The 24,373-nt window shown below is 63.6% G+C and carries 21 protein-coding genes; 7 read left to right on the forward strand and 14 right to left on the reverse strand.

The annotated features are described in order from the left end of the window. Window positions 1-37: 37 nt before the first annotated feature. Window positions 38-745: a redox-sensing transcriptional repressor Rex gene (locus tag PV760_RS02285; RefSeq protein ID WP_039242779.1), complete on the reverse strand. Its 708-nt coding sequence runs from the start codon at window positions 743-745 to the stop codon at window positions 38-40. 76 nt (window positions 746-821) lie between these two features. Continuing rightward, window positions 822-1,076: a glutaredoxin family protein gene (locus PV760_RS02290; protein ID WP_018776982.1), complete on the reverse strand. Its 255-nt coding sequence runs from the start codon at window positions 1,074-1,076 to the stop codon at window positions 822-824. 199 nt (window positions 1,077-1,275) lie between these two features. Here PV760_RS02290 and PV760_RS02295 point away from each other — a divergent pair, with 199 nt between their 5' ends. Continuing rightward, on the forward strand, window positions 1,276-2,094 hold the full coding sequence (locus PV760_RS02295; protein WP_018776983.1) for an HAD family hydrolase: 819 nt from the start codon (window positions 1,276-1,278) through the stop codon (window positions 2,092-2,094). A 157-nt stretch (window positions 2,095-2,251) separates the two neighbouring features. Further along, window positions 2,252-3,217, forward strand: coding sequence for a DUF559 domain-containing protein (locus PV760_RS02300; RefSeq protein ID WP_354627065.1), 966 nt, complete (start codon window positions 2,252-2,254; stop codon window positions 3,215-3,217). A 167-nt stretch (window positions 3,218-3,384) separates the two neighbouring features. Here the strand turns inward: PV760_RS02300 and PV760_RS02305 are convergent, their stop codons facing one another. The 4 genes from PV760_RS02305 to PV760_RS02320 all read right to left on the reverse strand — a co-directional run bounded on the left by PV760_RS02305 (window position 3,385) and on the right by PV760_RS02320 (window position 6,387). Beyond that, on the reverse strand, window positions 3,385-3,483 hold the full coding sequence (locus PV760_RS02305; protein ID WP_003792170.1) for a 30S ribosomal protein bS22: 99 nt from the start codon (window positions 3,481-3,483) through the stop codon (window positions 3,385-3,387). Between the two features lie 164 nt (window positions 3,484-3,647). Continuing rightward, complete coding sequence (locus tag PV760_RS02310; protein WP_017199160.1) at window positions 3,648-3,860, reverse strand: helix-turn-helix domain-containing protein; 213 nt, start codon at window positions 3,858-3,860, stop codon at window positions 3,648-3,650. A gap of 139 nt (window positions 3,861-3,999) precedes the next feature. Then, the gene (locus tag PV760_RS02315; RefSeq protein WP_039242783.1) at window positions 4,000-5,148 is read right to left on the reverse strand and encodes a 3-deoxy-7-phosphoheptulonate synthase; all 1,149 of its coding nucleotides are present in this window, start codon (window positions 5,146-5,148) and stop codon (window positions 4,000-4,002) included. Between the two features lie 219 nt (window positions 5,149-5,367). Further along, entirely contained in the window at window positions 5,368-6,387 is a 1,020-nt protein-coding gene (locus PV760_RS02320; RefSeq protein ID WP_354627066.1) for an acetylxylan esterase, read from the reverse strand. Between the two features lie 211 nt (window positions 6,388-6,598). Here PV760_RS02320 and PV760_RS02325 point away from each other — a divergent pair, with 211 nt between their 5' ends. Next, the gene (locus PV760_RS02325; protein ID WP_502921419.1) at window positions 6,599-8,677 is read left to right on the forward strand and encodes a DUF6807 family protein; all 2,079 of its coding nucleotides are present in this window, start codon (window positions 6,599-6,601) and stop codon (window positions 8,675-8,677) included. Here the strand turns inward: PV760_RS02325 and PV760_RS02330 are convergent. From PV760_RS02330 to PV760_RS02350, 5 genes are all read right to left on the reverse strand, one after another. Next, window positions 8,628-9,929, reverse strand: a complete 1,302-nt coding sequence (locus PV760_RS02330) for an MFS transporter (RefSeq protein WP_354627067.1) — start codon at window positions 9,927-9,929, stop codon at window positions 8,628-8,630. The two genes, PV760_RS02325 and PV760_RS02330, sit on opposite strands and share 50 nt — an antisense overlap. 96 nt (window positions 9,930-10,025) lie before the next feature. After that, complete coding sequence (locus PV760_RS02335) at window positions 10,026-10,676, reverse strand: Poxvirus protein I5 (protein WP_502921420.1); 651 nt, start codon at window positions 10,674-10,676, stop codon at window positions 10,026-10,028. Between the two features lie 13 nt (window positions 10,677-10,689). Further along, window positions 10,690-11,607, reverse strand: coding sequence for a carbohydrate ABC transporter permease (locus PV760_RS02340; protein WP_018776990.1), 918 nt, complete (start codon window positions 11,605-11,607; stop codon window positions 10,690-10,692). After that, entirely contained in the window at window positions 11,604-12,554 is a 951-nt protein-coding gene (locus PV760_RS02345; RefSeq protein ID WP_354627068.1) for a carbohydrate ABC transporter permease, read from the reverse strand. Before PV760_RS02345 ends, PV760_RS02340 begins: the two co-directional genes overlap by 4 nt. A gap of 50 nt (window positions 12,555-12,604) precedes the next feature. Beyond that, window positions 12,605-13,894 carry an ABC transporter substrate-binding protein gene (locus PV760_RS02350; protein WP_110503697.1) on the reverse strand — a complete coding sequence of 430 codons (1,290 nt, stop codon included), beginning with the start codon at window positions 13,892-13,894 and terminating at the stop codon, window positions 12,605-12,607. 194 nt (window positions 13,895-14,088) lie between these two features. On the opposite strand from PV760_RS02350, the gene PV760_RS02355 reads away from it, so the two are divergent. Further along, window positions 14,089-16,107 (forward strand): beta-galactosidase, encoded by a 2,019-nt coding sequence (locus PV760_RS02355; protein ID WP_354627069.1) that lies wholly within the window; start codon window positions 14,089-14,091, stop codon window positions 16,105-16,107. A gap of 74 nt (window positions 16,108-16,181) precedes the next feature. On the opposite strand, the gene PV760_RS02360 is transcribed toward PV760_RS02355, so the two are convergent. The 3 genes from PV760_RS02360 to PV760_RS02370 all read right to left on the reverse strand — a co-directional run bounded on the left by PV760_RS02360 (window position 16,182) and on the right by PV760_RS02370 (window position 19,612). Beyond that, window positions 16,182-17,558 (reverse strand): ABC transporter substrate-binding protein, encoded by a 1,377-nt coding sequence (locus PV760_RS02360; RefSeq protein ID WP_354627070.1) that lies wholly within the window; start codon window positions 17,556-17,558, stop codon window positions 16,182-16,184. A gap of 184 nt (window positions 17,559-17,742) precedes the next feature. After that, entirely contained in the window at window positions 17,743-18,675 is a 933-nt protein-coding gene (locus PV760_RS02365) for a carbohydrate ABC transporter permease (protein WP_018776995.1), read from the reverse strand. After that, window positions 18,668-19,612, reverse strand: coding sequence for a carbohydrate ABC transporter permease (locus PV760_RS02370; protein ID WP_026267057.1), 945 nt, complete (start codon window positions 19,610-19,612; stop codon window positions 18,668-18,670). The genes PV760_RS02365 and PV760_RS02370 overlap by 8 nt, the downstream gene beginning before the upstream one ends. Before the next feature lie 372 nt (window positions 19,613-19,984). Here PV760_RS02370 and PV760_RS02375 point away from each other — a divergent pair, with 372 nt between their 5' ends. From PV760_RS02375 to PV760_RS02385, 3 genes are read left to right on the forward strand one after another with little or no spacing between them, the layout of a single operon-like run. Next, window positions 19,985-21,190, forward strand: coding sequence for a dienelactone hydrolase family protein (locus tag PV760_RS02375; RefSeq protein WP_354627072.1), 1,206 nt, complete (start codon window positions 19,985-19,987; stop codon window positions 21,188-21,190). Further along, window positions 21,187-23,235, forward strand: coding sequence for a DUF6807 family protein (locus PV760_RS02380; RefSeq protein ID WP_354627073.1), 2,049 nt, complete (start codon window positions 21,187-21,189; stop codon window positions 23,233-23,235). The genes PV760_RS02375 and PV760_RS02380 overlap by 4 nt, the downstream gene beginning before the upstream one ends. Next, window positions 23,232-24,338 (forward strand): M24 family metallopeptidase, encoded by a 1,107-nt coding sequence (locus PV760_RS02385; RefSeq protein ID WP_354627074.1) that lies wholly within the window; start codon window positions 23,232-23,234, stop codon window positions 24,336-24,338. The genes PV760_RS02380 and PV760_RS02385 overlap by 4 nt, the downstream gene beginning before the upstream one ends. Window positions 24,339-24,373: the final 35 nt, after the last annotated feature.

Consider the following 24,373-nt stretch of genomic DNA (forward strand, 5'->3'; position numbering starts at 1 on the left):
TCCAAACACACCACTACGGGCGCGGACCCGGCGAAGGCTAAACAGCCTGGCCCGGGGTCTGCGCCCGTTGTGCGTGGTAGGCAAGAATCTGCAGCTCCGTGGCCATGTCCACTTTCCGCAGATTCACGTGCGGCGGAACTTGCAGGAGCACCGGAGCAAAGCTCAGGATGCTCCTGATGCCGGCGGCAATAACCCGGTCACACACTGCCTGCGCCACCGTGGCCGGCAGGGCAAGCACCACCATGTTCGTGTGGGTTCGCTCCAGGACCCGCTCAAGCTCGGCTGAGTCGCTGACGCGCAGCCACCCTACCTCGTTGCCTATCACCATGGGGTCCGCGTCGAAGATGGCTACGACGTCGAATCCCCTGGACTCGAAGCCGCCATACCGGGCCAGGGCCTTGCCGAGGTTGCCGGCACCGACGATGGCGACTTTCCAGTCATGGGTCAGACCCAGCGCCGCGGCGATGTGACGGCTCAAGTACTGGACTTCATAGCCGACCCCGCGCGTGCCATACGAGCCTACGTACGAGAGGTCCTTGCGGAGCGTGGAGGAACTGACGCCTGACGCCTCGGCCAGCGCTTCGGAGGAGACGCGCTCAACTCCTTCGGCCAAGAGCGAGTTCAGCGCACGCAAATAGAGGGTCATCCGGGCCACAGCCGCGGGCGGGATCTGCTTTGCCGCAGGTTCGTTGTCCCCGGATAGTGCTTCCGCGGACGGTTCCAGCGCAGTCACGGTATTCTCCATTGCGTCGCTTTGTTGTTCCACTCTATGACCCCCGGCCGGACTCAACAAAAGCCGCTACATACGGGCAAGGCCACCCTCAGCCCTCCAGGGCTTTCTTCAAGGTGCGGGTCAGCCGGGCCTCGTCGATCTTCCAAAAATCGCGCTGGACACCGTTCACCAGCACCACCGGAATCTCTTCCGCGTAGCGCTCCTGAAGTTGAGGATCGGCGTCGATGCGCTGTTCAGACCAGCTCAAGCCGAGGCCCGCAGTAACGCGTTCGACGGCGGCGCGGGCGTCCGTGCAGAGGTGGCAGTCAGCTTTGGTGAGGAGGACGACGTCGGGAGTAGCCATGTGATTAACGGTAACCGCCCCACCCCTCCCTCACACCCCACCCCCTTCAACCCCACCCTCCCTCACACCCCACCCCCTTCAATTCCAACCCTCCATCACACCCCACCCCCTTCAACCCAACCCTCCCTCACACCCCACAGGTAAGGGCCTTCGAGTGCGCCCTCAACGCGGGGTACCCGCCATTGACTAGACTCAAGGCATGCCCGAGGAGAAGAACGTCGCCGTTGCCGCTGCTGCCCAAGCGCAGAAGCACAGCGGCGAAGCTGCTTTCTTCGACGTCGACAACACGTTGATGAAGGGTGCGAGCCTCTTCCACGTCGCACGCAAAATGTATGAACGCAAAGCCTTTACCTTGCCGCAAGCGGCCGGGTTCGCCTGGAAGCAATTTAAGTTCGTGATGCGCGGCGAGAACATGGAGGACGTCCATGCCGTTCGCGACTCGGCCTTGACCCTGGCGGCCGGCATCACCGTAGATGACATCAAAGCCCTGGGCGAAGAGGTCTACGACGAAATGATCGAGTCCCGGATTTGGCCCGGAACGAAGGCTCTCGCAGAGCAACATCTCCGGGTGGGCCGTAAGGTCTGGCTGGTGACGGCGACGCCGATCGAGGTTGCCACCGTAATTTCCACCCGGCTCGGGCTCACCGGTGCATTGGGGACCGTGGGTGAAGTGCATGAGGGCATGTACACGGGGAAATTGGTCGGAGACATCCTGCACGGACCGGCCAAGGCGGTCGCCGTGCAGTTGGTCGCCGACCGGGAGGGCCTGGATCTGGACCACTGCTGGGCCTACAGCGATTCCGCCAACGACATCCCGCTTTTGACAATGGTGGGGCACCCCGTCGTCATCAATCCTGACGCCAAGCTGCGACGCCATGCCCGCGACAACAACTGGCCCGTATACGACTTCCGGTCCGGTCGACGCGCGGCAACCCTCGGCCTCAAAGCCGCCACCGTCGGAGGGGCGATCTACGGCCTGTGGCGCGGCTTCTCACGATTCCGCGGCCCCCGCCTCTAGCGTCGCCAAACCCTCCCTCACATCCCCACTGCTTGAACCAAACCCTCCCTCACATCCCCACGGCTTGAACCAAACCCTCCCTCACGTCCCCTCATGCGGGCAGACCCGCCTGTGGATAACTTCTGCGCTCACAGCCGGATCCGGGTAACAATGCCGTATGCAGATACCGAAACCCGTTCCGTCCCAACTGGGATCCGCTCCGTTCACTCTTGACGAGGCCAAGGCTGCCGGTCTCGCGCCGCGCAATCTCTGGAACCGCGTCAGCATTGAAGCAGTGAGTAAAGGTATCTACCGACCGTCGGATTGGGACTTCGACCTTGAAGCAGCTGCCCGATCGCTCTCGGTCGCGAGTCCAGGGGCCTGGATTTCCCACGTCACTGCCGCCCGGCTGCACGGCTTGCCGCTCCCTCCGTGGCTCGCCGGTTCCAATGAGCTGCACCTGAGCAAGCCTCGAAATCTGCCGGCCGTGCGGCGAAAGGGCGTCTCCGGGCATAGCGTCGTAGTGGCGGAGAGCGAGGTCGAGTTGGTCCGAGGGTTTTGGATCAGCACCCGGTCCCGGACCTGGCTGGATTTGGCCCGCATATTGCCGTTGAAGGAACTCGTCTGCGTCGGAGACCAACTCATCCGCGTACCCAGGCCCGAATTTGAACAACGGGACACAGCGTTTGCAACCATTGCTTCCCTCCGCTCGATGGTGGAGCTCCACAAGAACCTTCAAGGTGTTGTGCGGGCTCGGGAAGCAATCGACCTGATGCGGGTAGGCGCTGACTCAGCCCCCGAGTCGCTGCTTCGTCTTGCGATGCTTGACGACGGTCTTCCGGAACCCGAACTGCAACTTCGGCTCCGGCCGGCCGATCCCCTCTCTCCTTCTGCCGACCTCGGTTACCGGGAGCGTCGGATCGCTATCCAGTACGACGGCGGCCATCACCTCACGGAGGAGCAGATCTTTAGCGATCGGCGCAGGGATAAAGCGTTCGGGGCTGCCGGGTGGACGGTTCTCATCTTCGGGAAGGACGACCTCGCAGACAATTTCGCAAACGCTACCCGGCAGATAAAGAGGGCGTTGCGGCAAGGATGGGTAGACCCCGCAGTCCGTTCCGGCTTCGCACGGCCCCGGACGTGAGCAAGCGCCACACCCAAACCCGCGGAACGTGAGCAAGCGTCACCACCAAACCCACGGAACGTGAGCAAGCGTCACACCCAAACCCGCGGGATGTGAGCAAGCGTCAGGGATGCAAAAATGCCCGCCACCTCGAGAGGCAACGGGCATTCACGCTTGATGAAGTATCTCTACTTCTTATTGCGGCGCTGGTGGCGAGTCTTGCGAAGCAGCTTGCGGTGCTTCTTCTTGGCCATACGCTTGCGGCGCTTCTTAATAACTGAACCCACGAAAGTTCCTTACAAACTAGAAGTTCCTGTCTGTTGGAACACATCCGCGGAAGCAGACAAGTACAACTGACAGATTCTTACATTGACGTAAAACGTTCCTTAACAGAGTACCGCTTCAAAGGGGTACCCCATGACCACGGTCCGTTGGACGGACCCCGGCAGCCTCAGGCGGTCTCGGATTGTCCGTCCACCACAGCACCTTTGAGGTACTGGGCCACGGCTTCTTCGGGGACCCGGAAGGAGCGGCCAAACCTGACGGCCGGCATTTCCCCTGAGTGGACCAGGCGGTACACGGTCATTTTGGAAACACGCAAGACGTCGGCCACTTCAGCCACCGTCATGAATCGCGCATTCGAGAAGTTGGTCTCCGCGGACATTTCCCATATTCCTTTGCTCTCAGCCGACTAGGACACCCCCAGGAAACGGTGTGACGATGCTGAGCCATCAAACAACCATGTGCTAGATACTCTAGAGGCTGATGGGGCCTATGTGAAAGCCTTTCGACGAAGTGGGATACTACTCCCCCGAGACTTCCCGGCGCTTCCGGGCTGAGGCCGCGAGCTGCTCCAGCACCGAAGCGGTGACATCCCATTCCATGCAGGCATCAGTAACGCTCTGGCCGTACACGAGCTCCTGTTCACCGGCCAACTGCTTGGCAACATCCAGGTTCTGCGCACCGCCCACCAGGAAGCTCTCCAGCATGATGCCGGCAATCGGGGAGGAAGCACCTGCTTCGAGCTGGGCTCCGATCTCCAGGGCAACCTCTGCCTGCCGGTGGTGGCTCTTGCCGCTGTTGGCATGGCTCGCATCAACGATCAAGCGCGGGTTGAGTCCCTTGGCCGCCAGTTTCGCGGAAGCCGCTGCTACATCGTCCTGCGAGTAGTTCGGTCCCTTGCGTCCGCCGCGGAGAATCACGTGCGTGTCCGGATTGCCGGAGGTCGCCACGAGGGCCGCCCGGCCGTCGTCGTCGATTCCCAGGAAGGCCTGTTCAGCGGCCGAGGCGCCGCAAGCGTCGATGGCAACCTGGAGGTCGCCGTCGGTACCGTTCTTGAAGCCGATCGGCATGGACAGGCCCGAGGCGAGCTGGCGGTGGATCTGGCTCTCGGTGGTGCGGGCACCGATGGCGCCCCACGAGACCAAGTCAGCCATGTACTGCGGGCTGATGGGCTCCAGGAATTCGGTGGCTGTGGGCAGGCCCAGGGCGGTGACCTGCTTCAGGAAACCGCGGGCGGCACGAAGGCCTGCAGCGATGTCGTGGCTGCCGTCCAGGTGGGGATCGTTGATGAGCCCCTTCCATCCGACGGTGGTGCGCGGCTTTTCGAAGTACGTACGCATCACGATCAGCAGGTCTTCCTTGTGCTTCTCGGCCTGGCTGACCAAGCGGCGGGCGTATTCAAGTCCGGCTTTGGGATCGTGGATGGAGCAGGGCCCCACGATCACCAGCAGGCGGTCGTCGACCCCGTCCATGATGGCGCGGACCTGGTCACGGCCACGGTCGACGACGGCTGCTGAGCGGGCGTCCAGCGGCAACTCGGCGATGAGGTCCTGCGGGGCCGGAAGGGGCTCGAAGCGGGCAACCCGCAGGTTGGAGGTGGCGGGCTGCGCGGCGTCCGTTGCGGCTGCGGAATCGAGCGCTTCGATGGATTCGGGGGCGGTGCTGGTCATGTCTGGGTCCTGTCCGGGATACGGAGCGGGCCCCTTTTCAGAACCCGCCGGATATGGCGAAGGGCAGAGAATCATCTCTGCCCTGTTGGCTCTGAAGGAAAGTTGGATGCGTGTCAGTTAGACGCGGGCCCCTCCAGAGCCAACGAAAAATACGCATACCAACGGTTTGTCATAGCCACACCATAACCGCGCCCGATCAAACCCGGCAAATCGTGTTCATCATGATGACAAAAGTTTGCGCAGGAACTGCAACTGCTTGATCCAGTGGTGTTCCTGGCCGCCTTCATGGTTGTTGAAGCGGTACACCTCGATGTCCTTGGCGGGCTCGCTGTCCTTCGCCCGGGAGTCAGTGCCGTAGTTGTTGTAGCTCGCGAATACCGTGGACGGCGGGCAGATATCGTCCATTTGGGCTGCTGAGAACAGCGCCGGGACGCTTGCCGCCCGGCCAAGGTGGACGCCGTCGAAGTAGTTGAGCACCGCCAGCATGGGCTCGTAACGGTCGCGGTGGCGGCCCAGGAAACCGGCGATCTCCGGGTACGGACCACGCGGGGCGATGTCGATGGCGCGCGGGAAGTCCTGCAGGAAGGGGACGTCGGGCAGCGCGGCGATGACGCCGTCGAGCCTTCCGGCCGTCAGCCCGGCAGCCGCGACAGTGATGCCGCCGCCTTGGCTTATGCCGGTGAGGACCACCGCGGAAGGGTCGACGGCGGGATGGTTCTGTGCCGCCTCTACCGCGCGGAAGGCGTCGACGTAGACCCGGCGGAAGTAGTAGTTGTCCTGGTGGTCGGCACCGCGGGTCATCAGGCCCGCATAGTTGACCTCGCCCGCTGAGGGGTGGGGATCCGGGGTATCCCCGGCAATGCCGCCGTAGCCCTGCCCTCGGGTGTCCATGATGAAGTGCGCATAGCCGGCCTGCGCCCAGCGGGTGTTCTGGTTGACCAGGCCGCGACCGCCCGAGTAGCCGATGTATTCCACCACGACCGGTAGCTGCTGCCCGGCCTCGAGGCGGGCGGGCACGTGCAGCCAGCCCTTGATCCGGTCTCCCCCGAAGCCGGAGAACGTGACATCGAACGTGTCGATCACGCTGAGGTAATTGTCCACCGGTTCGAACGCTGCATCGAGCGGAACCGTGCGGGCTTCGGCGATGGTCCGGTCCCAGAATTGATCCAGGTCGGCCGGCGGGAGCGCTGGTGAGACGTACTCGCGGAGTTGCTCGAGGGGGAGGTCAAAGAGAGGCATGAGGACATCCTACGTCATGGTTTTAAGGGCGACGCCACAGGGCAAAACCGGCCCTTTTGAATCGTTACATTTTTACGTACACCGCGCTACACTGATCTGTAACTACCATTGGAAAGCGCTTGCTAAGTAGAGTCTTAGCCAGCACAGTACACCGTAAAGACTCCGACGACGACGTCACGCGCCTTCGTTGCAGCCCCAGCAGAGGAGAGCCATGGACACCCCATCTTTCGAGCCCGCCATGGGTTCGAGGCCCTTGCAGAGCACGTCGGGAACCACTCCGGTACGGGCACGGGTTGCTTTGGTAGGGGTCCATGGATTCGGCACTCACCACCTCCACAACCTTGAGCGGCTCGCCGCCGATGGAATGGTGGAACTTGTTGCGGTGGCAGACCCCAATCCCCCTGCTGCAGGAGGCTTGCCGGGCATAACGGCGGTTCACAGCACACTGGATGAACTGCTTGCCGCAGACCACCGCCCGGACATCATCATCGTGGCAACACCCATCCAGACCCACGCACCCCTGGCACTGTCCGTGCTGGCCTCCCATGCGGACCTCTACCTGGAAAAGCCCCCTGTGGCATCCATGGCGGATTTCCTGCGGCTGCAGGAAGCGGCATCCGCCACCGGCCGGAGTGTCCAGGTGGGGTTCCAAAGCCTTGGCTCGCACGCCCTGGCCGCACTGGAACAACTGGCCGCCGGCAACTCCACGGCGGACTTCCCCGGCATTGGCACCCTCAAGGGAATCGCGGCGACCGGGCGTTGGGTCCGGGACCGGGCCTACTACAAACGCTCGCGCTGGGCCGGAAAGCGCAGCCTGGATGGCGTGGACGTGGTGGACGGCGTGGCTACCAACCCCTTGGCCCATGCGATCGCGACGGCCCTGCGCATCGCCGGGGCACGCGAACCACATGACCTGGCCTCGGTGGAAACCGACCTGTACCGCGCGAACGACATTGAAGCCGACGACACCTCCGTGATCCGCCTCCGGACCGCCAGCGGCCTACCGATAACCTGCGCCCTCACCCTCTGCTCGGCCGAATCAGTGGAACCATACATCACGCTGCAGGGCACTAAAGGAACAGCTGTCTTCCACTACACCGAGGACCGCGTGGCCGTCACCACGGAGGCGGGCGAAAGCAGCCGTGTCTTCGGGCGCGACGACCTCACCGGGAACCTGATAGAGCACCTGGCCACCGGCGTACCGCTGATCAGTCCACTCCAGCACAGCGGTGCGTTCATGCGTGTTGTGGAAGCCATCCGCACTGCGGAACCGCCCCAGCCGATCTTGCCGGACTTCGTGGAGTGGGTGGGTACAGGCCAGCAGGCCCATGCGGTGATCCCGGGCATCCAGGACGCCGTCGAACGTGCGACGCATGCCCACGCAACCTTCGCCGAATTGGGCCTCCCCTGGGCACGACAGGCAACGACGAACACCGAACCGTTGTTCGCGAACGAACCGTCCGACACTGTCCTTCGGAACGGGAGCGGCCTCGAATCCTGGCTCTCGCCCCGCCCCTACCTGCACCCCGTCAGCACCCCGTCCGGGACAGTGGTGACGGACCATCTTCCGTCGGACCACGTCTGGCACCTGGGGGCTGGTTTCGCGCTGCAGGACGTCAACGGGAGCAATTTCTGGGGAGGTCGAAGCTACCGGCGGAGCGCCGGAAAGTACGTGGACCTGATGGACCACGGCCGGATCGAGATCGCCGCTGCTGCCCGCGCTGCCGACCACACCGCCTTGGACCTCGACTGGTTCGGTTCGGACGGCAGCCTCGTCCTCCAGGAACGCCGGACCTTCGAACGGACCGCCATCACCGCCCGCACGTGGCGACTGGACATCCGGACCCGGCTCACCGCCGTCGTCGACGCCTCGCTGGGGAGCCCGGGATCGCATGGTGCCCCCGGCAGCGGCTACGGCGGATTCTTTTGGCGGCTTCCGGCAAACGCCTCGCCGCGCGTCTTTTCCTCCACAGCCGATGGCGAATCCGCCGTGCACGGCTCGGTTTCGCCCTGGTTGGCCTGGGCGGGAGAGTTCGACGCCGGCCCTGCCACCTTGGTGTTCGCCGCACCCCGGGAGTCGGCGGACCCATGGTTCGTCAGGTGCGGGGGCTACCCGGCCGTTGGCTCGGCTCTGGCCTGGGATGAGTCCATCGAGTTGGCTGCCGGTGAGACGCTGACGCGGACCAACTCCGTCTGGATCAGTGACGGCTTGCTGGATCCGCGGGAGATCGAGGACTTGGTTACGGCTGGACGCGACGACGCCCTGAGCCCCACATCAGGAGGCCAATGATCACGGCGGAGGCCATGCCCAGGGCACCGGTCACCACCAGGCCGGTCCGCACGCCGAAGTCTTCGGTGAGCCACCCCGCCAGCAGCCCGCCCAACGCATGACCACCCAGGAGCAGCGGAAAGTAGAGCGCCAGGACCCGGCCCCGGACATGCGCGCCGGCTTCAAGCTGCACGGCAGTAGCCGCGCTGGTGAGGAAGACGAGCGTCATGAAGCCAACCACCACGAGCATGGCCACGAACCATTCCTGCGTTGGCATCACGGCGGCGATCGCTTGTGTCAACCCAAAAAGGCCTGCGCTGGCCACGATTCCTTTCCGGCCAAAGCGCTTGATCCGGGTAGCCACCAGCGCCCCGGCCAACGCGCCGAGGGCACTGACGGTGTTGAACAAACCGAAGCCCGCGGGACCGCTGTGCCAGACCCGGTCGGCGAAGGCGGCCAGCACCACAGGACCGTTCATTCCGAAGGCACCCAGCAAGCCTGCCAGCAGCATGGTGAGGAGGAGTCGTGGACGGGCACGGACGAAGTGGAATCCCGCCAATACCCGGCCTTTCCGGGCCGTAGGATCCGGCACCACCGGCGAGTGATGGAGTTCCCCGGGCCTGATGGCTGCGATCATCACCAGGACCGCTACGCCAAGGCAGGCATTGGCCGCGAACGCCGCCGCCGGGCCTGCCTGGGCAATGACAACGCCTGCCAGCGCGGGTCCGGCCATGGCCCCCAGTTGGCCGATGGCGCTGTTCAGTCCGATGGCCGCCGGCAACCCGGCGTCGCCCACCACTTCGTTGACGAAAACCTGCCGTGCGGGGCCGTCAATGGCGCTGGTTACTCCCAGTGCGATGCACGCGGCGTAGACAACCCAGACGTCGCTGCCTCCCATCGCGTTCCAGACAGCGAGCCCGGCAGCCAGGACGGCGGCCGCCGATTGGCAAATAACGAGAATGCGGCGTTTGGGGAATAGGTCCACCAAGACACCGCTGACCGGGCCCACCACCAGCATGGGCAGGAATTGGAGCGCGACGGCAAGACCCACGGCGGCCGGGCTGCCCGTGAGCTGGAGAACCAGCCAGTCCTGCGCCAAACGCTGCATCCAGACCCCGCCGCTGCCCACTAATGAGAGGGCCACAAAGATCCGGTAGTTGTGGTGCCGCAACGGATAGTGCCAGGTCTCGACCGAGCGGGCCCGTGGGCTTGCAAGCTGAGTGGGGGTGGATCGACGTGGAAAAAGGCGCGGTGGAAAGGGGCGCGGCGACACTGGGGGTCTGCTCGATTCAGCTGGGTCGGTGGGGAGTTTTTGTACAGCTGATGCCTTTAAGAAGGCTTCTTGAGGGCATCAGCTGTACAAAAACTCCTAGTGGTGGGAGCGGATTTTGACGGCCGCAGCGGCCAGGACCAGAGTTCCGGGGACAATGACGAACAAGGCTTGCAACATCCAGACGAACACCACTGCCATGAACACGGCCGCGAGCAGCAGCAGTGAGCCGCTCCACTCACGGAGCGAATCAGCCTTGGCGCTGGAGTAGGCAGCAGCCCAGCGCTGTGGTCCGGGGACATCGGCGGGGTGCCGGTCGGCGTCGCCGTCCCAGGTCACTCCCCCGCTCCAATTCGCGACGATCCGAAGGAACAGCACGGCGCCGGCCGCAGCCAGGATCAGCGTGGCGGGCAGGATGACTGCCCGGCCGGGCAACTGGCCCACCAGGGCGAGCAGCAGGTTCAGGACAATCACGACGGCGGCTGCCGCCGTCGTGATTCCGATCTTCCAGCTGCCGGGCAGCGCACGGCGGAAATTCCCCCACAGGCTGCGGAGCGAATCGTCCCTGCCGCTGAGGTGCCTCTCCAGGTGTGCGACGCCGGCCGCATAGGCAGCCGGCGCCGTCACCAAGGGGATGGACAGGAGGAGCACAATGACTCCCGCCAGGATGGTCTCGGCGAAGAGGGCAAAGCGGTTGACCGGAATCCCGGGCTTCGGCGAGGACTTGCCGGTGGCGTCCATGGTGCTCATTTCTGTCTCTCCCCTAGCCTTTGAGGCCTTGTGTTGAAACGCCTTCGACGATGTAGCGCTGGAAGACCAGGAAGAACACCAGCACGGGCAGGAGGGCCAGGACCGACATGGCGATCATCGCTCCGTAGTCCGATGACTGGGTCTGGTCCACAAAGAGCCGCAATGCCAACGGCAGCGGGTACTTCTCGGGGGTGTTCAAGTAGAGCAGCGGCCCCAGGAAATCGTTCCAGCTCCAGATGAAGGAGAAGATCGACGTGGAAATCAGGGCCGGTTTCATGAGCGGGAGCATGATGGAACCGAAGATGCGGACGTGTCCTGCGCCGTCGATGCGCGCTGCTTCGTCCAGTTCGGCCGGCAGTCCGCGCATGAACTGGACCATGAGGAACACGAAGAACGCATCCGCTGCCAGGAACTTGCCGATCAGCAAGGGTACGTAGGTGTCTACGAGGCCCAGCTGCTGGAACACGATGTACTGCGGAATGATCACCACGTGGAAAGGCAGTAGCAGGGTGGCGATCATCATGCCGAAGAACAGTCCGCGGCCGGGGAAGTTGATCCGGGCGAAGGCGTAGGCGGAGATACTCGCTGAGAGCACAGTCCCGACGACGGCGCCAACGGCCAGGATCAGCGAGTTGGTGAAGAAGGTCAGGGTGGAGACCCCGCCGATGCCTTCCATGGCCGTGGCGAAGTTGTCGAAGCTGAAGTTGTTCGACCACAACGCGTTGTTCGCGCCGCCGATTTCGGAGTTCGGTTTGAAGGCGGAAGTGATCATCCACAGGGCAGGGTAGAGAACCATGGCCACCAGTGCCAGGGCAATAATGTGGAAGATGGCGCTCTTGATCCGCTTGGCCATGACGGATTCGGACTTCGGGTTGTAGGCCGGCGCCGGAGTGCTTGGCGTGGACTGGATGGGCGTTGCCGTGGTTGTCATTTTGAATCACCGCTGTAGTGGACCCAGGACTTGGAGGTCTTGAAGAAGATCAGCGTTATGATGCCGACCACGATCACCAGGAGCCAGGCCATCGCCGAGGCGTAACCCATCCGGAAATCGGAGAAACCGCGCAAGTACAGGTAAAGGGTGTAGAAGAGGGTGGATCCTGCCGGGCCGCCTTCACCGTTGGAGATGATGTAGGCCGAGGCGAAGATCTGGAACGCGTGGATGGTTTCCATCAGGAGGTTGAAGAAAATCACCGGGGACAGCATGGGCCAGGTGATGTTCAGGAACTTCCGGACCGGTCCGGCCCCGTCCATTGACGCTGCCTCGTAAAGGTCCGTGGGGATCTGCTTGAGGCCGGCGAGGAAGATCACCATGGGGGCGCCGAACTGCCACACGGTCAGCAGGATCATCATGCCCATGGTCATGTTGGGGTTGCCCACCCAGCCACCGAGGTTGATTCCGAAGAAGGACAGTCCCTGGTCCACGGGGCCGGAATCGCCGAACATGGCCTTCCAGACGATTGCGATGGACACCGATGCGCCGATCAGGGACGGGGCGTAGAACGCGGACCGGTAGAAACCCTGGCCCTTGCGTTTGCTGTTGAGCAGCATCGCGATGGCCAACGCCGCCGCGAGCTTCAGCGGGGTACCGAAGACAACGTATTGCAGGGTCACACCTACCGACTGCAGGAAGCGTTCGTCCTGGAAGAGGGTGGTGTAGTTATCGAGGCCGATCCATTTGGGGGCATCGAAGAGGTTGTAGTTGGTGAAGGAAAGGTACAGCGAGGAAATCATCGGTCCTACGGTCAAGGCGATGAATCCCAGCAGCCAGGGCAGCAGGAAGGTGTAGCCGGCGCGGGCGTCCGCCCCGCGCCGCCGCGACTTGCGCGGCTGCGAGGGAGCGGAGGCGGTGCGCCTGCTCAGGGTTGGGCTTTGAGTCACGAGATCAGTCCGTCAGTTGGGAAGCCAGGATCAGACACGGAAGGTCTGGATCAGGCGTTCTGCTTGATGAGGTCTTCGGCTTCCTTGAACCACGCATCCACTGCGCCGTCCACGGTGAGCTTTCCGTAGTTCAGGTCCTGGGTGACCCGCTTGAACGTGGACTCGAGGGTGCCGAAACCAACGATGGGCGGCTCCGGTGCGTCCTTGAGGTACTTCTCGATGGACTTCTCGTAATCGACGACGAGCTTGTCGGTGCCTTCGAAGGTGGTTCCGTCGCGCTGGGTCTTCGACGCCGGTACACCGCGGGAGGTCTTGAAGATCTGGCCGACCTCGGGATCGTTGACCATGAAGTCGATGAAGCGTGCAGCAGCGTCCTTGTACTTGGTCTTCGCGCTGGCCACCATCAACATGGACGGCTTGAGGAACAGGCCCAGGTTGTCCGGATCATCCGATGGGACCGGCACCAGCTTGAGTTCCTTGGCGCCGCTGTCCGCGAGGTACCCGGCCATGAAGTTGTCCCAGGTGACTTCGGTAGCGGTGACATTCGAACCGAACGGGGACTTGGGCAGCAGCTGGGTGGCCTTGTCTTCGCCCACAATCGCACCGGTACCGCGCAGGTCCGCGGTGAGGTTCCACCACTTCTTCAGGTCGTCTTTGGAGAAACCGAGCTTGCCTTCGTCGGTGAAGGCCTTGATGTTGTTCTGCCGCAGCCAGATGTTGAAGTTCCACCAGATGCCCGTGTAGTCGGTGCCGCCGAACAGTGTGCCGTTACCCTTGGCGCCAACCTCAGCCAGGAACGCGTTGAATTCCTTGTAGTTCCAGGAACCGTCCGGCTCCGCAATGCCCAGTGAAGCGAGCTTGGCGGGGTCGTAGTACACCGCGAAGGCGTTGGTGCTGGTGGGGATGCCGTAGGTCTTGCCGCGGATCTGGCCCGACGGAAGGAGGGACTTCTCAAAGGCGTCCGTGTTGATCTTTACGGTGCCCAGGTCCAGGAGCTGGTTCCGCTGCCCGTAATCGCGCAGATAGGACAGGTCCCACTGCATCACATCCGGCAGGCCACCGCCGGCGGCCTCCGTAGCACGCTTCTGCCAGTAGCCCGCGAAGTCCGAGAAGTTGCCGTTGACCTTGATGTCCGGGTTCTTGGACTCAAACAACGCAATGGCCTTGCGGGTGCGTTCGGCACGGTCGTCGTTGCCCCACCAGGTGTAGGTGATAGTGACGGGGTTGTCCGCGGAACCGGCCTGTCCGCTGGACGACGACGACTGGCCACAAGCGGAGAGGAACGCGGCAGATGCAGTGCCGAGAGCCACCGTGGTGAGGAATTTCCTTCTGTCGATCATGAGAGCCTCCTTGCTCAGTTGGTGCAAGCTTTCCGAGTTTCTGCAACGTGGCAGTGATCTCGCTTACACTCGTTCTGAATCGATACAATATCCTCAATGCACCATCTGGGCAAGCGTTTTCCAAAGACAGTGGGTTTCGCCCATTTCCACACACAGCTTCCATCCAAATCCGGCAACCCGAGCAAGGAGTCCCCATGACCTCCCCCGAAACACCCCACCGCCCCGACGTGTGGAGCAGCCTGGACGGCATCGCTTACGGCGGTGACTACAACCCGGAACAGTGGCCCGAGGACGTCCGTTTGGAAGACATCGGACTTATGAAGGAAGCGGGCGTCACCTTCCTCAGCGTCGGGATCTTCTCCTGGGGCCTGCTTGAACCCACCGAGGGCAACTACGATTTCGCCTGGCTGGACGATGTCATGGACAACCTCCACGGAGCCGGCATCAAGGTTGCCCTGGCCACAGCTACCGCATCACCGCCGGCATGGCTGGCCCGCAAGTACCCCGAAATCCTGCCCGTCTCGGCGGAAGGAACCAGACTTGAGAGGGGCTCCCGACGCCACTACACGCCGTCGTCCGCCGTGTACCGCAGGTACGCCACCACCATGACGAGGGTCATCGCCGAACGCTATAAAGACCACCCGGCCCTGGCCCTCTGGCACGTGGACAATGAACTCGGCTGCCACGTGGGCGAGTTCCACGGCGAAGAAGACGCAGCCGCGTTCCGGGCCTGGCTCGAGCGGCGGTACGGCGCCATTGAAGAACTCAACGAATCGTGGGGAACGGCCTTCTGGTCCCAGCACTACGCGTCCTTTGACGAGATCATCCCGCCGGGTGCCGCCCCCACCACCCTGAACCCAGGGCAGCAACTTGATTTTGCCCGTTTCAATTCGTGGGTGTTCATCGACTACTACCGCGAACTGCTGGCAGTCATCCGGGAGGTCACACCTGACATTCCGGCCACCACCAACTTCATGGTGTCCAGCGCTACCAAGTCACTGGACTACTTCGACTGGTCCAAAGACATGGACGTCGTGGCAAACGACCACTACCTGGTGGCCGCCGACCCCGAGCGCCACATCGAACTGGCCTTCAGTGCCGATCTCACCCGCGCCGTGGCAGGCGGCGCGCCCTGGATCCTGATGGAGCACTCGACATCAGCGGTCAACTGGCAGCCGCACAACCAGCCCAAAATGCCCGGCGAAATGCTGCGCAACTCCCTCAGCCACGTGGCCCGCGGCGCTGACGCCGTCATGTTCTTCCAGTGGCGGCAAAGCAAAGCCGGATCAGAGAAGTTCCACTCCGCCATGGTCCCCCATGGCGGACGCGAAACCCAGGTGTGGCGGAACGTCGTGGAGCTTGGAGAAGCCCTGTCCAAGCTGGAACCGGTCAAGGGTTCACGGGTGGACTCCAAGGTGGCGATCGTGTTCGACTACGAGGCCTGGTGGGCTTCGGAACTGGACTCGCATCCGAGCAATTCGCTGAAGTATCTGGACACCATGCGGGCCTTCCACCGGGCACTCTACCTGCAGGGAATCAGCACCGACTTCGTCCATCCCGGCGCCGATTTGTCCGGCTACGAGCTGATCCTGGTGTGCACGTTGTACTCCGTGACAGATGCGGCAGCAGCTTCCATCGCCGCAGCCGCGGCAGGTGGAGCCACTGTCCTCATCAGCTACTTCAGCGGCATCGTGGACGAGAGGGACCATGTGCGCCTGGGTGGCTACCCCGGCGCTTTCCGGGATCTCCTGGGAATCCGCAGCGAGGAATTCCACCCGCTGTTCCCCGGCGCCATCATCACCCTGAGCGACGGCACTGACGCTTCGGTCTGGAGCGAACACGTCCACGCGGAACCGGCGACACACGTGGAGGCGACGTTCACCGGCTACCCGCTGGAGGGCGTTCCGGCACTGACCCGGCGCAGCGTCGGGACGGGATCGGCGTGGTACCTCGCCACCCTCCCGGACGCCGCCGGGATTGAAGCGCTGACCGCACGACTGGTTGAAGAAGCCGGGGTGAGGCCGGTGACCGAGGCCTCCGTCGGCGTCGAGCTGTCACGCCGGCGGTGCGACGACGGCCGGACCTTCCTGTTTGCCATCAACCACAGCACCGAGGACGCCACCGTCAAGGCCGACGGCGAGGACCTCCTCAGCGGGGCCCGCTTCAGTGGAGTGGTTCCCGCCGGCGCCGTCGCAGTCATCGCCGAAAGCTGACCGGCACGCAAAAGATCGTGCCCCGGACGGATCACGAATGATCAGCCCGGGGCACGGTTCCTGCTGCGACGTTGCTAACTGATGGCGGACTTCATTTCGTCCACTGCCTTCTTGCCTGCTTCTTCTGCCGAAAGCCTGTCGAACATGACTTCCGAGGTGTAGCGCTTGATGATTTCTTGGATGGCACCTGCACCCTTCGGCGGAGCCGCCGGCGCATCACCGAGCTCGTCCTTGATGGCGCTGATGAAGTCAACCACCTTGACGTCTGCCTTGGCCAGCTTGGGCGCGATAGCCTCCCGGACCTCGGAGTTCGGGTAGACGCCGCGGTCAGCGAGGAGGATCTCGCCGGCCTTGACGTTGTTGGTCAGGAAGTCGATGAACTTGGCGGCTTCTTCAGGGTGCTTGGTCCGTGAGGACGCCGACCAGAACTGTGAGGCCTTGTACCAAAGCCCGGCATCGTCAGCCTTGCCCGTCTTGGACGGGAACCGGAGGATCTGGAGTTCGCCGCCCGCTGCCTTCTCAAGGGCGGGGAGCTGGTTGGACCACCAGAACGCCATACCGTTCTTGCCGGTTGCCAGCCCGCTCTGGTCGAGCGGCGAAGCTTCCGCTTCAACGATTTCCGACGCCGACGGGACTGCCTTCTTCTCGCTCATCTCCTTGAGGAATTCCCAGTAGCCCTTGATGTCATTGGGCTCGAAGCCAAGCTTGCCGTCCTGGGTGTAGAGCGACTTGCCGTTCTGTCGCAGCCAGACCCCGAGCGAAGCCTCGTCCGTGCCGTAGGCTGCGGCACCGTAAGTCCCCTTGGGAGACTTGGCGGTCACTTCGGCGGCAATGCGCTCGAAGTCTTCCCACGTCCAGGTCTTGTCGTCCGGGAGTTGGACGCCGGCTGCCTGGAAGACTGCCGGGTTCGCGAGAATTGTCGCTGCATTGATGCCGGCCGCGATGCCTGTGAGGCCCTTCTCGCCCTTGCCTGCGTTCAGCGCAGCTTCATCGAGTTTGGAGGTATCGATGTCGTACTTGGAGAGGTCGAGCAAGGCGCCTCGGGTGGAGTATTCGGTGATGTACTTTTCGTCCATCTGAATGATGTCCGGAGCGTCGTTGGCAGCGACCTGCGTCGCGAGCTTGTCCCAGTATCCGGACCAGTCGCCGAACTCAGCCTTGACGGTGATGTTGGGGTTCTCGGCTTCGAACGCCTTGATGGCTTCCTGCGTCAGCTGGGCCCTCTTGTCTCCACCCCACCAGGAGAAGCGGAGCTCCACTTTGCCGTCGGCACTCTTGGGTTCCGAACCTCCGCCACAGGCGGTAAGTGCAAGGACCGCGGCGGCCGTAGCGGCGATCAGGGCAGAGGCACGGAGCTTGCGCTTGGTGCGTTTGGCCTTGGCCACCAAGGGTCCTCCTGTTGACGTTGCTGCTGCGGGGGCGACTGCTTCACCCTCTGGATGTACGGGCACTGATGTCTCCGATCTTCGTTGATCCTGATGCGATGGAAAGACTGAGAAAGCGTTTTCTTGCTTGGTATTTATGGTACAAGTCACATTCTTGTATGACAAGATGTCATTTTGTTCTTGTCCGGGACGTCCGACGGCGGCCACTCACCCGGAGGGGGCCGCCCCCTCCGGATGGTGACCGGCACGTCTACTTGATACCGGTGGTGGCGATGCCCTTGATGAGGAACCTCTGGCCGAAGAGGAACACCAGGAAGACCGGCAGCAGGGACACGATGGACATCGCGAACAGCGATCCCCAGCTGGTGGCCGACTGCGAATCGACAAAGGCGCGAAGGGCGACGGGAACTGTGAACATGTCCGGGTCCGTCAGGTAGATCAGGGCCCCGAAGAAGTCGTTCCAGGTCCAGATGAAGGTGAAGATGGTGGTGGTGGCCAGGGCCGGGACCATCAGCGGAAGGATGACCCGGAGGAAGATCCTGGGGTGCCCTGCGCCGTCAATGCGCGCTGCTTCATCGAGGTCCTTCGGAATGCCGCGGATGAACTGGACCATCAGGAACACGAAGAACGCATCCGTGGCGAGCAGCTTGGGAACAATCAGCGGCCAGAAAGTATTTACCCAGCCGATCTGCGAGAACAGGATGTACTGCGGAACGATCACCACGTGGAACGGCAGCATGATGGTCAGCAGCATGATGCCGAAGAACAGCTTCTTGCCGGTGAACTGCAGCCGGGCGAACGCATAGGCAGCCATGGAACAGGAAACCAGGTTGCCAACAATCGAGCCCAGGACCACGATCGCCGAGTTGATCATGTAATGACCGAACGGGTGGGTCAGCGCCGACCAACCATCCGTGTAGTTGCTCATTTCAAGGTTGTTCAGCCACAGTCCGGGCTCACGGAAGATGAGGTCATTCGGCCGCAGGGAAGAGATCACCATCCACAGCAAGGGGTAGATCATCACGCCGCCCACAATGATGAGGATCGCGTGCTTGATCAGGCCTTTGACGCGGGCACTGCGGCTGAAAGCCAGGCTTCCGCGGGATTCACGCCGGCGTGGGTTCTTTCCGGACTTTTCGGCGGAACCGCCATTAGCGGCGGGGAGGGTCTGGAGTTTAGTCATCGTAGAACACCCAATACTTTGAAGCGATGAAGTTGATGGCAGTGAAGACACCGATGATGACCAGCAGGAACCAGGCCATCGCTGAGGCGTAGCCCATATCAAACTGGCCGAAGCCCTTTTGGTAGAGGTACAGGGTGAAGAACATGGTGGAGTCGGACGGTCCGCCGTTGCCGCCGGAGACGATGAACGCCTGGGTGAACGACTGGAACGAACCGATGATCTGCAGCACCAGGTTGAAGAAGATGATGGGGCTCAGCATGGGCAGGGTGATCCGCCAGAACTGCTGGAGCGTGGTGGCCCCATCCACCTTGGCTGCCTCGTAGTACATCACCGGAATCTGCCGCAGCCCGGCCAGGAAGATGATCATGGGGCTGCCGAAGGTCCACACGTGGAGCAGGATGATCGAGCCGAGAGCGGTATTGGGATCCGAGATCCAGCCCGGCCCTTCTATTCCGATCATCGCCAGGACCTGGTTCACCAGACCGGTGGTGCCGAAGATCTGCTTCCAGAGGATGGCAACAGCCACGGAGCCGCCCAGCAGGGAGGGCAAGTAGAAGATGGAACGGTAGAACGGCAAACCGCGAAGGCCCTTGTCCAGGACGAGGGCGATCACCAAGGCAACCGCCAGCTGCAGAGGTACGCCGACCAGCACGTAGGTGAACGTGACCCGTAGCGAGTTGTGCAACCGGGCATCGCCGAACATTCGGACGAAGTTGTCCAGGCCCACCCATTCCGGGGGCTGGAGGAGGTTGTAGTCCGTGAAGGACAGGTAGAGCGACATGAGCATGGGCCCCACCGTGATGACCGCCAGGCCAAGCAGCCACGGAAGGAGAAAGACGTAGGCGGCCTTGTTGTCGCGCCCGTTTGCCTTCTTCTCTTCCTTGGTCATGGGGCCCTTGCGGCGCGTCATGGTTGAGAGTTCGCCAATAGCGCTCATTGCTTCCCCCTCGCCGTCCCGCGGGCGCCTTGCGGCGTCCCCGCGTATTCGTATGCGGCCATGTGGTCTCCTTTGGTCATCGTGGCCATCCACGGAGTACGAGTGTGGTTGGTGTTTGCCTGCCGGGACGTCGCCGATGCTCTGGCGCTACCCCTTCGAAGTGCCAGGATGCGGGTCCCGGTTTCAGCGGCTCCGTACCAAAGTAAACGTTTTCTTGACCCATGTACAGCCTTTTGCTAATTTTTGAGAAAGCGTTTTCTTGCGAACTCGCCCAATACGGTTTTCCACGCTGAAGAAGCCCGGCGTGCGCATTCGCATACCCTCCGCATCGACAAGGCAGGACACCATTGTTTCCCACCGACCCCGCCTGCCATGACCCGAACTGACGTGGCAGGGCCATCCACCCGCCCCACCGCGCTGGGTGGTTACGAAGACTGGCCCGTCTACCTGGCATCCCATCGCCATGAGGCGGACTCCCCGGAGCGCAGGGACCTGGCCGATATCTTGGGCGTGCCCGCAATAGTTTCGGGCCTTTCGTACACGACTCACCGGGAGACGGAGCACGACGGCGTCATCACCTCCTCGCTGTCCTGGCAGTTGCGCTTCGGGCCCCGGACAGCCGCTTGGTTTGTGCGCCCTGCACAAGTTACCGGCCCGCTTCCGGCGGTGCTCGCCCTGCACTGCCATGGCGGTATCAAGTTCTACGGCGCCGAGCGATTGGTGGCCCTCCAAAATCAGCCCGGTCAGCCCGCCGGTCACGACGCCGGGATCCCTCCTCTGGAAATCCGGGCCAGTCTTTACGGCGGGCGGGCCCTCGCTACGTGGCTGGCACAGCAGGGTTTCGCGGTCCTGGCCCACGACGCTTTCATGTGGGGCAGCCGCCGGTTCGTCCTGGATCCCCTGCCGCGGCGGGCGGCTACCGCAGTTGACGGCCAGCAGGCACTCTGGCGGGAGGCCGGCGTCGAACCTTCCGCGCAGCAACGCTACGACGCTGCGGCGGCGCTCCATGAGGAAACCGTGGCGAAAGCGGCGGCACTCATGGGAACCACCATTGCCGGGACCGTTGCCCACGACGATCTGGCGGCGTTGGGAATCCTCGCCACGCTGCCCGGGGTGGACCGGGACCGGATAGCCTGCCTCGGGTTTTCAGGCGGGGGCGGCCGGGCCTTGATGCTTGCTGCCCTGAGCCCTGTGATCCGCAGCTATGTGGTGACGTGCATGATGACCACCTTCGCCTCGCTGCTGCCGGCGTACCTGGATGCGCACTCGTGGTTGCTGCACTCCCCCGGCCTCGCCAAGCTCGGGGACTGGCCGGACCTGGCCACGCGGTCCCCGGCCCGTGTGCTGGTCCAGTACGCAATGGCTGACGCCCTCTTCCCCGAGCAGGGAATGCGCGACGCCCACGCCCGCCTGTCCCGGCAACTGCCGCGCGGGCTGTACACCGGCAGCTTCTGGCAGGAACCACACGTTTTCACCCCGGCCATGCAGGAGGAGGCGGCAGCGTTCCTCGCCACCTCCCTGCAGACCCGGCACCGCATCAATTCACCCTTACCGGACCGCACTAGGACAGACTCATGACCCAACCCTCAACCACCGTCACAGTGGACGCCCGCCCCCGGACTCCCCGCATCGCATTGGTGGGTGTGCACGGCTTCGGCGAAAGGCACCTGGAAAACCTTGAGCGCCTGGGCGCTGACGGCGTCCTTGAACTGGTGGCCGTCGCCGATCCGCTGCCGCCGGCCGACGGAACTGTCGGCCCCGAAGTGGAAGTCTTCGCTTCCCTCGACGAACTCCTCGCTGCAGGGACGGCCCCCGATGTCGTCATCGTTTCCACGCCGATCCAGACGCACGCGCCCCTGGCACTCGCTGCCCTCCAGGCCGGGGCCAACGTGTATCTGGAAAAGCCGCCCGTGGCGTCCATGGCGCAATACGAGGAAGTGATGGCAGCTGCGGCGAGCGCCGGCCGACTGGTGCAAGTGGGGTTCCAGAGCCTGGGTTCAGAAGCCCTTCCCGCGATCGAAGCCCTGGTGGCATCCGGCGAAATCGGCGAGGTCCGGGGCATCAGCGCCACAGGGTTGTGGCTGCGGAACAAGGCATACTTCAAGCGTTCCCGCTGGGCAGGCAAGCGCAGCCTCAACGGAACGGACGTGGTGGACGGCGTGGCCACCAATGCCCTGGCTCACGCCGTGGCAACCGGACTGCGACTTGCAGGTGCCCGGACCGTGGCCGATGTGCAGTCCGTGGACACGGACCTCTACAGGGCAAACGACACCGAAAGCGACGACACCTCCGTAGTCCGGGTGCGGACAACGGACGGCACCGTGCTGACCTGCGCACTGACGCTTTGCGCACCCGTACAGACCGAGCCGTCGGTCACCGTGTTCGGCACGCTGGGCCAGCTCACGCTCTCCTACACGGAAGACCGCGTGGAGATCACCACCGCAGAGGGGGTCCGGACCGAAACATTCGGCCGTGCCGACCTGCTGGAGAACCTGTTGGGTGCACGGAGCGAAGCGGAACTGCTCAGCCCCCTCAGCGGCGCCGGCGCATACATGGCGGTCCTCGAGGCCATCCGCACTGCCGAATCGCCACGGCCGATACACCCGGACCGGGTGACATGGGAGGGCGACGGCGATGACGCCCACCCCGTAGTCCACGGCATTGAATCCCTGATCCAACGGGCAGCACTGGGCCAATCAACCTTCGCGGAGCTCGGCGCTCCATGGACTGTGTCCGGTGGGCCCACGCTCGAGATCAACGGAACCCCCGTTGCGACTCTCCGGGACGGGTCCCTCATCCGGGCAACATCTTCGCCGCGTCCGTACCTCCACCCTGTGCGCACCCTGGCCGGAACCGTCGTGACCGATCACATCCCGGAGGACCACGTGTGGCACCTGGGAGCGGGCGTGGCCCTCCAGGACGTGGATGGCGTCAACTTCTGGGGAGGCAGGACCTACACCCGTGATGCCGGAGCCTATGTCTGGCGGAAGGACCACGGCAGGATCGTCCTTGATTCCGCGGAACAGGGCGACGGGTACAGGCAGGAGCAGCTGAGCTGGGTAGGGCCTGACGGGTCTCCTGTGCTCCGCGAGCAGCGCAGTTGGCGCTGGGCCGCCGTCGGGAATTCCGCGTGGAAAATGACGCTGGACTTCACACTGGAGTCCGCCACCGGCCGTCCTGTGCTGCTGGGCAGCCCGGGTTCCAACGGGCGGCCACAGGGCGGTTACGGCGGCTTCTTCTGGCGTTTGCCGAAGGTTGGCGATGCCACCATCTGGACCCCGGAAGCCCGGGGCGAGGACGCCGTGCACGGCAGTGTTACACCGTGGCTGGCGTGGTCGGGAACTTTCGACGCCGGGACCTCCGGCGCGGCGCAGGCCACGGGCGATCCCGGGCTGGGACACCCCGCCACACTCGTCTTTCTGGCCGCTCCGCAGGCTCCGGACCCTTGGTTCGTCCGGCACGCCGGCTATCCCGGCGTCGGGCTCTCCCTGGCGTGGGACCGGCCCGTGGCGACGAAGCCCGGCCGCCCGGTCCACCGGACAGTGACAGTACTTATCGCGGACGGGTTCCTCGCGACACAGGACATCGAACAACTCATCACCACTTTGGGGGAACAGTCATGACCATACCTACTCAATCCGCTGCGGTTCCGGCAACGACAGCTCCGGGAAACGTTGCAGACCGTGCCGTGAAGCGTCGTCGTGTCCTGGACATACTGGACAAAGCGGGCCACGACTCATTGCTGCTCACGTCCAACACCGCCCTCACCTGGTACCTGGACGGCAGCCGGGTGCACATCAGCTTGGCAGGAGACCCCATTGCGGCCCTCCTGGTGGACCGCAGCGGCGACCACCTGGTCACGTTCAACAACGAGGCCGCGCGGATAGCTGCCGAAGAATTGCCGGCGGGCGTCAGCCTGGACACTGTGCCGTGGCACGGGCAGTTGCATGCGGCAGCGGCGGCCCTGGCCCTCGACGGCAACCCGCTGGTGGAAGCAGCCGTCACCGCGGAGCTGCGGGCTGCCCGCCAGCAGTTGCTCCCCGCCGAAACAGCCCGGTACTCCGAGCTTTCGGTCGATGCGGCGCGGGCGATGACCGACGTCCTGACGGCCGCAACCCCTGAAACAACGGAATTCGAACTGGTCTCGCAGCTGGCCGCCCGCATTGTGTCAGTGGGCGCCGAGCCACTGGTCCTCCTCTGCAACGGTGCCGGCCGCAGCGACTTCCGGCATCCCCTGGCCACCCACTCTCCGATCGGCCGCCGTGCCATGGCCGTGGTGTGCGCACGCCGGAACGGCCTGGTTGCCAACGTGACCCGGTGGGTGGCTTTCGACGCGGACACTCCTCAGGAGCTCGACGCCGAGGCCCGCATCGCAGAAGTGGAGGCCGACATTTTCCGGGCCACGGTCCCGGGAGCACGGCTCAACGAGGTCTTCACCGGGATCAAGGCAGCTTACGCCCGCCACGGATTCGGTGATGATCAGTGGACGCTTCACCACCAGGGTGGTCCCGCAGGCTACGCGGGCCGCGACCCCCGGGTCACCGCAGAGGTCACGGACACCATCGTCCTCAACCAGCCCTTCACGTGGAACCCGTCCGGGCCCGGAGTGAAGATCGAGGACACCGTGCTGCTCACGGATTCCGGCCTGCGCGTCCTGACCGTAGACGAGCGGTGGCCGACCACCGACGTGGACGGCCGCCGTCGTCCCCTGACCCTGCGTCCCTGACCCTGCAGGTAACGCGAAAAGGGGCGGGGTCACCG

It is taken from the genome of Paenarthrobacter sp. CC6 (assembly GCF_040560085.1).
In the GTDB taxonomy this organism is placed as follows: domain Bacteria; phylum Actinomycetota; class Actinomycetes; order Actinomycetales; family Micrococcaceae; genus Arthrobacter; species Arthrobacter nicotinovorans.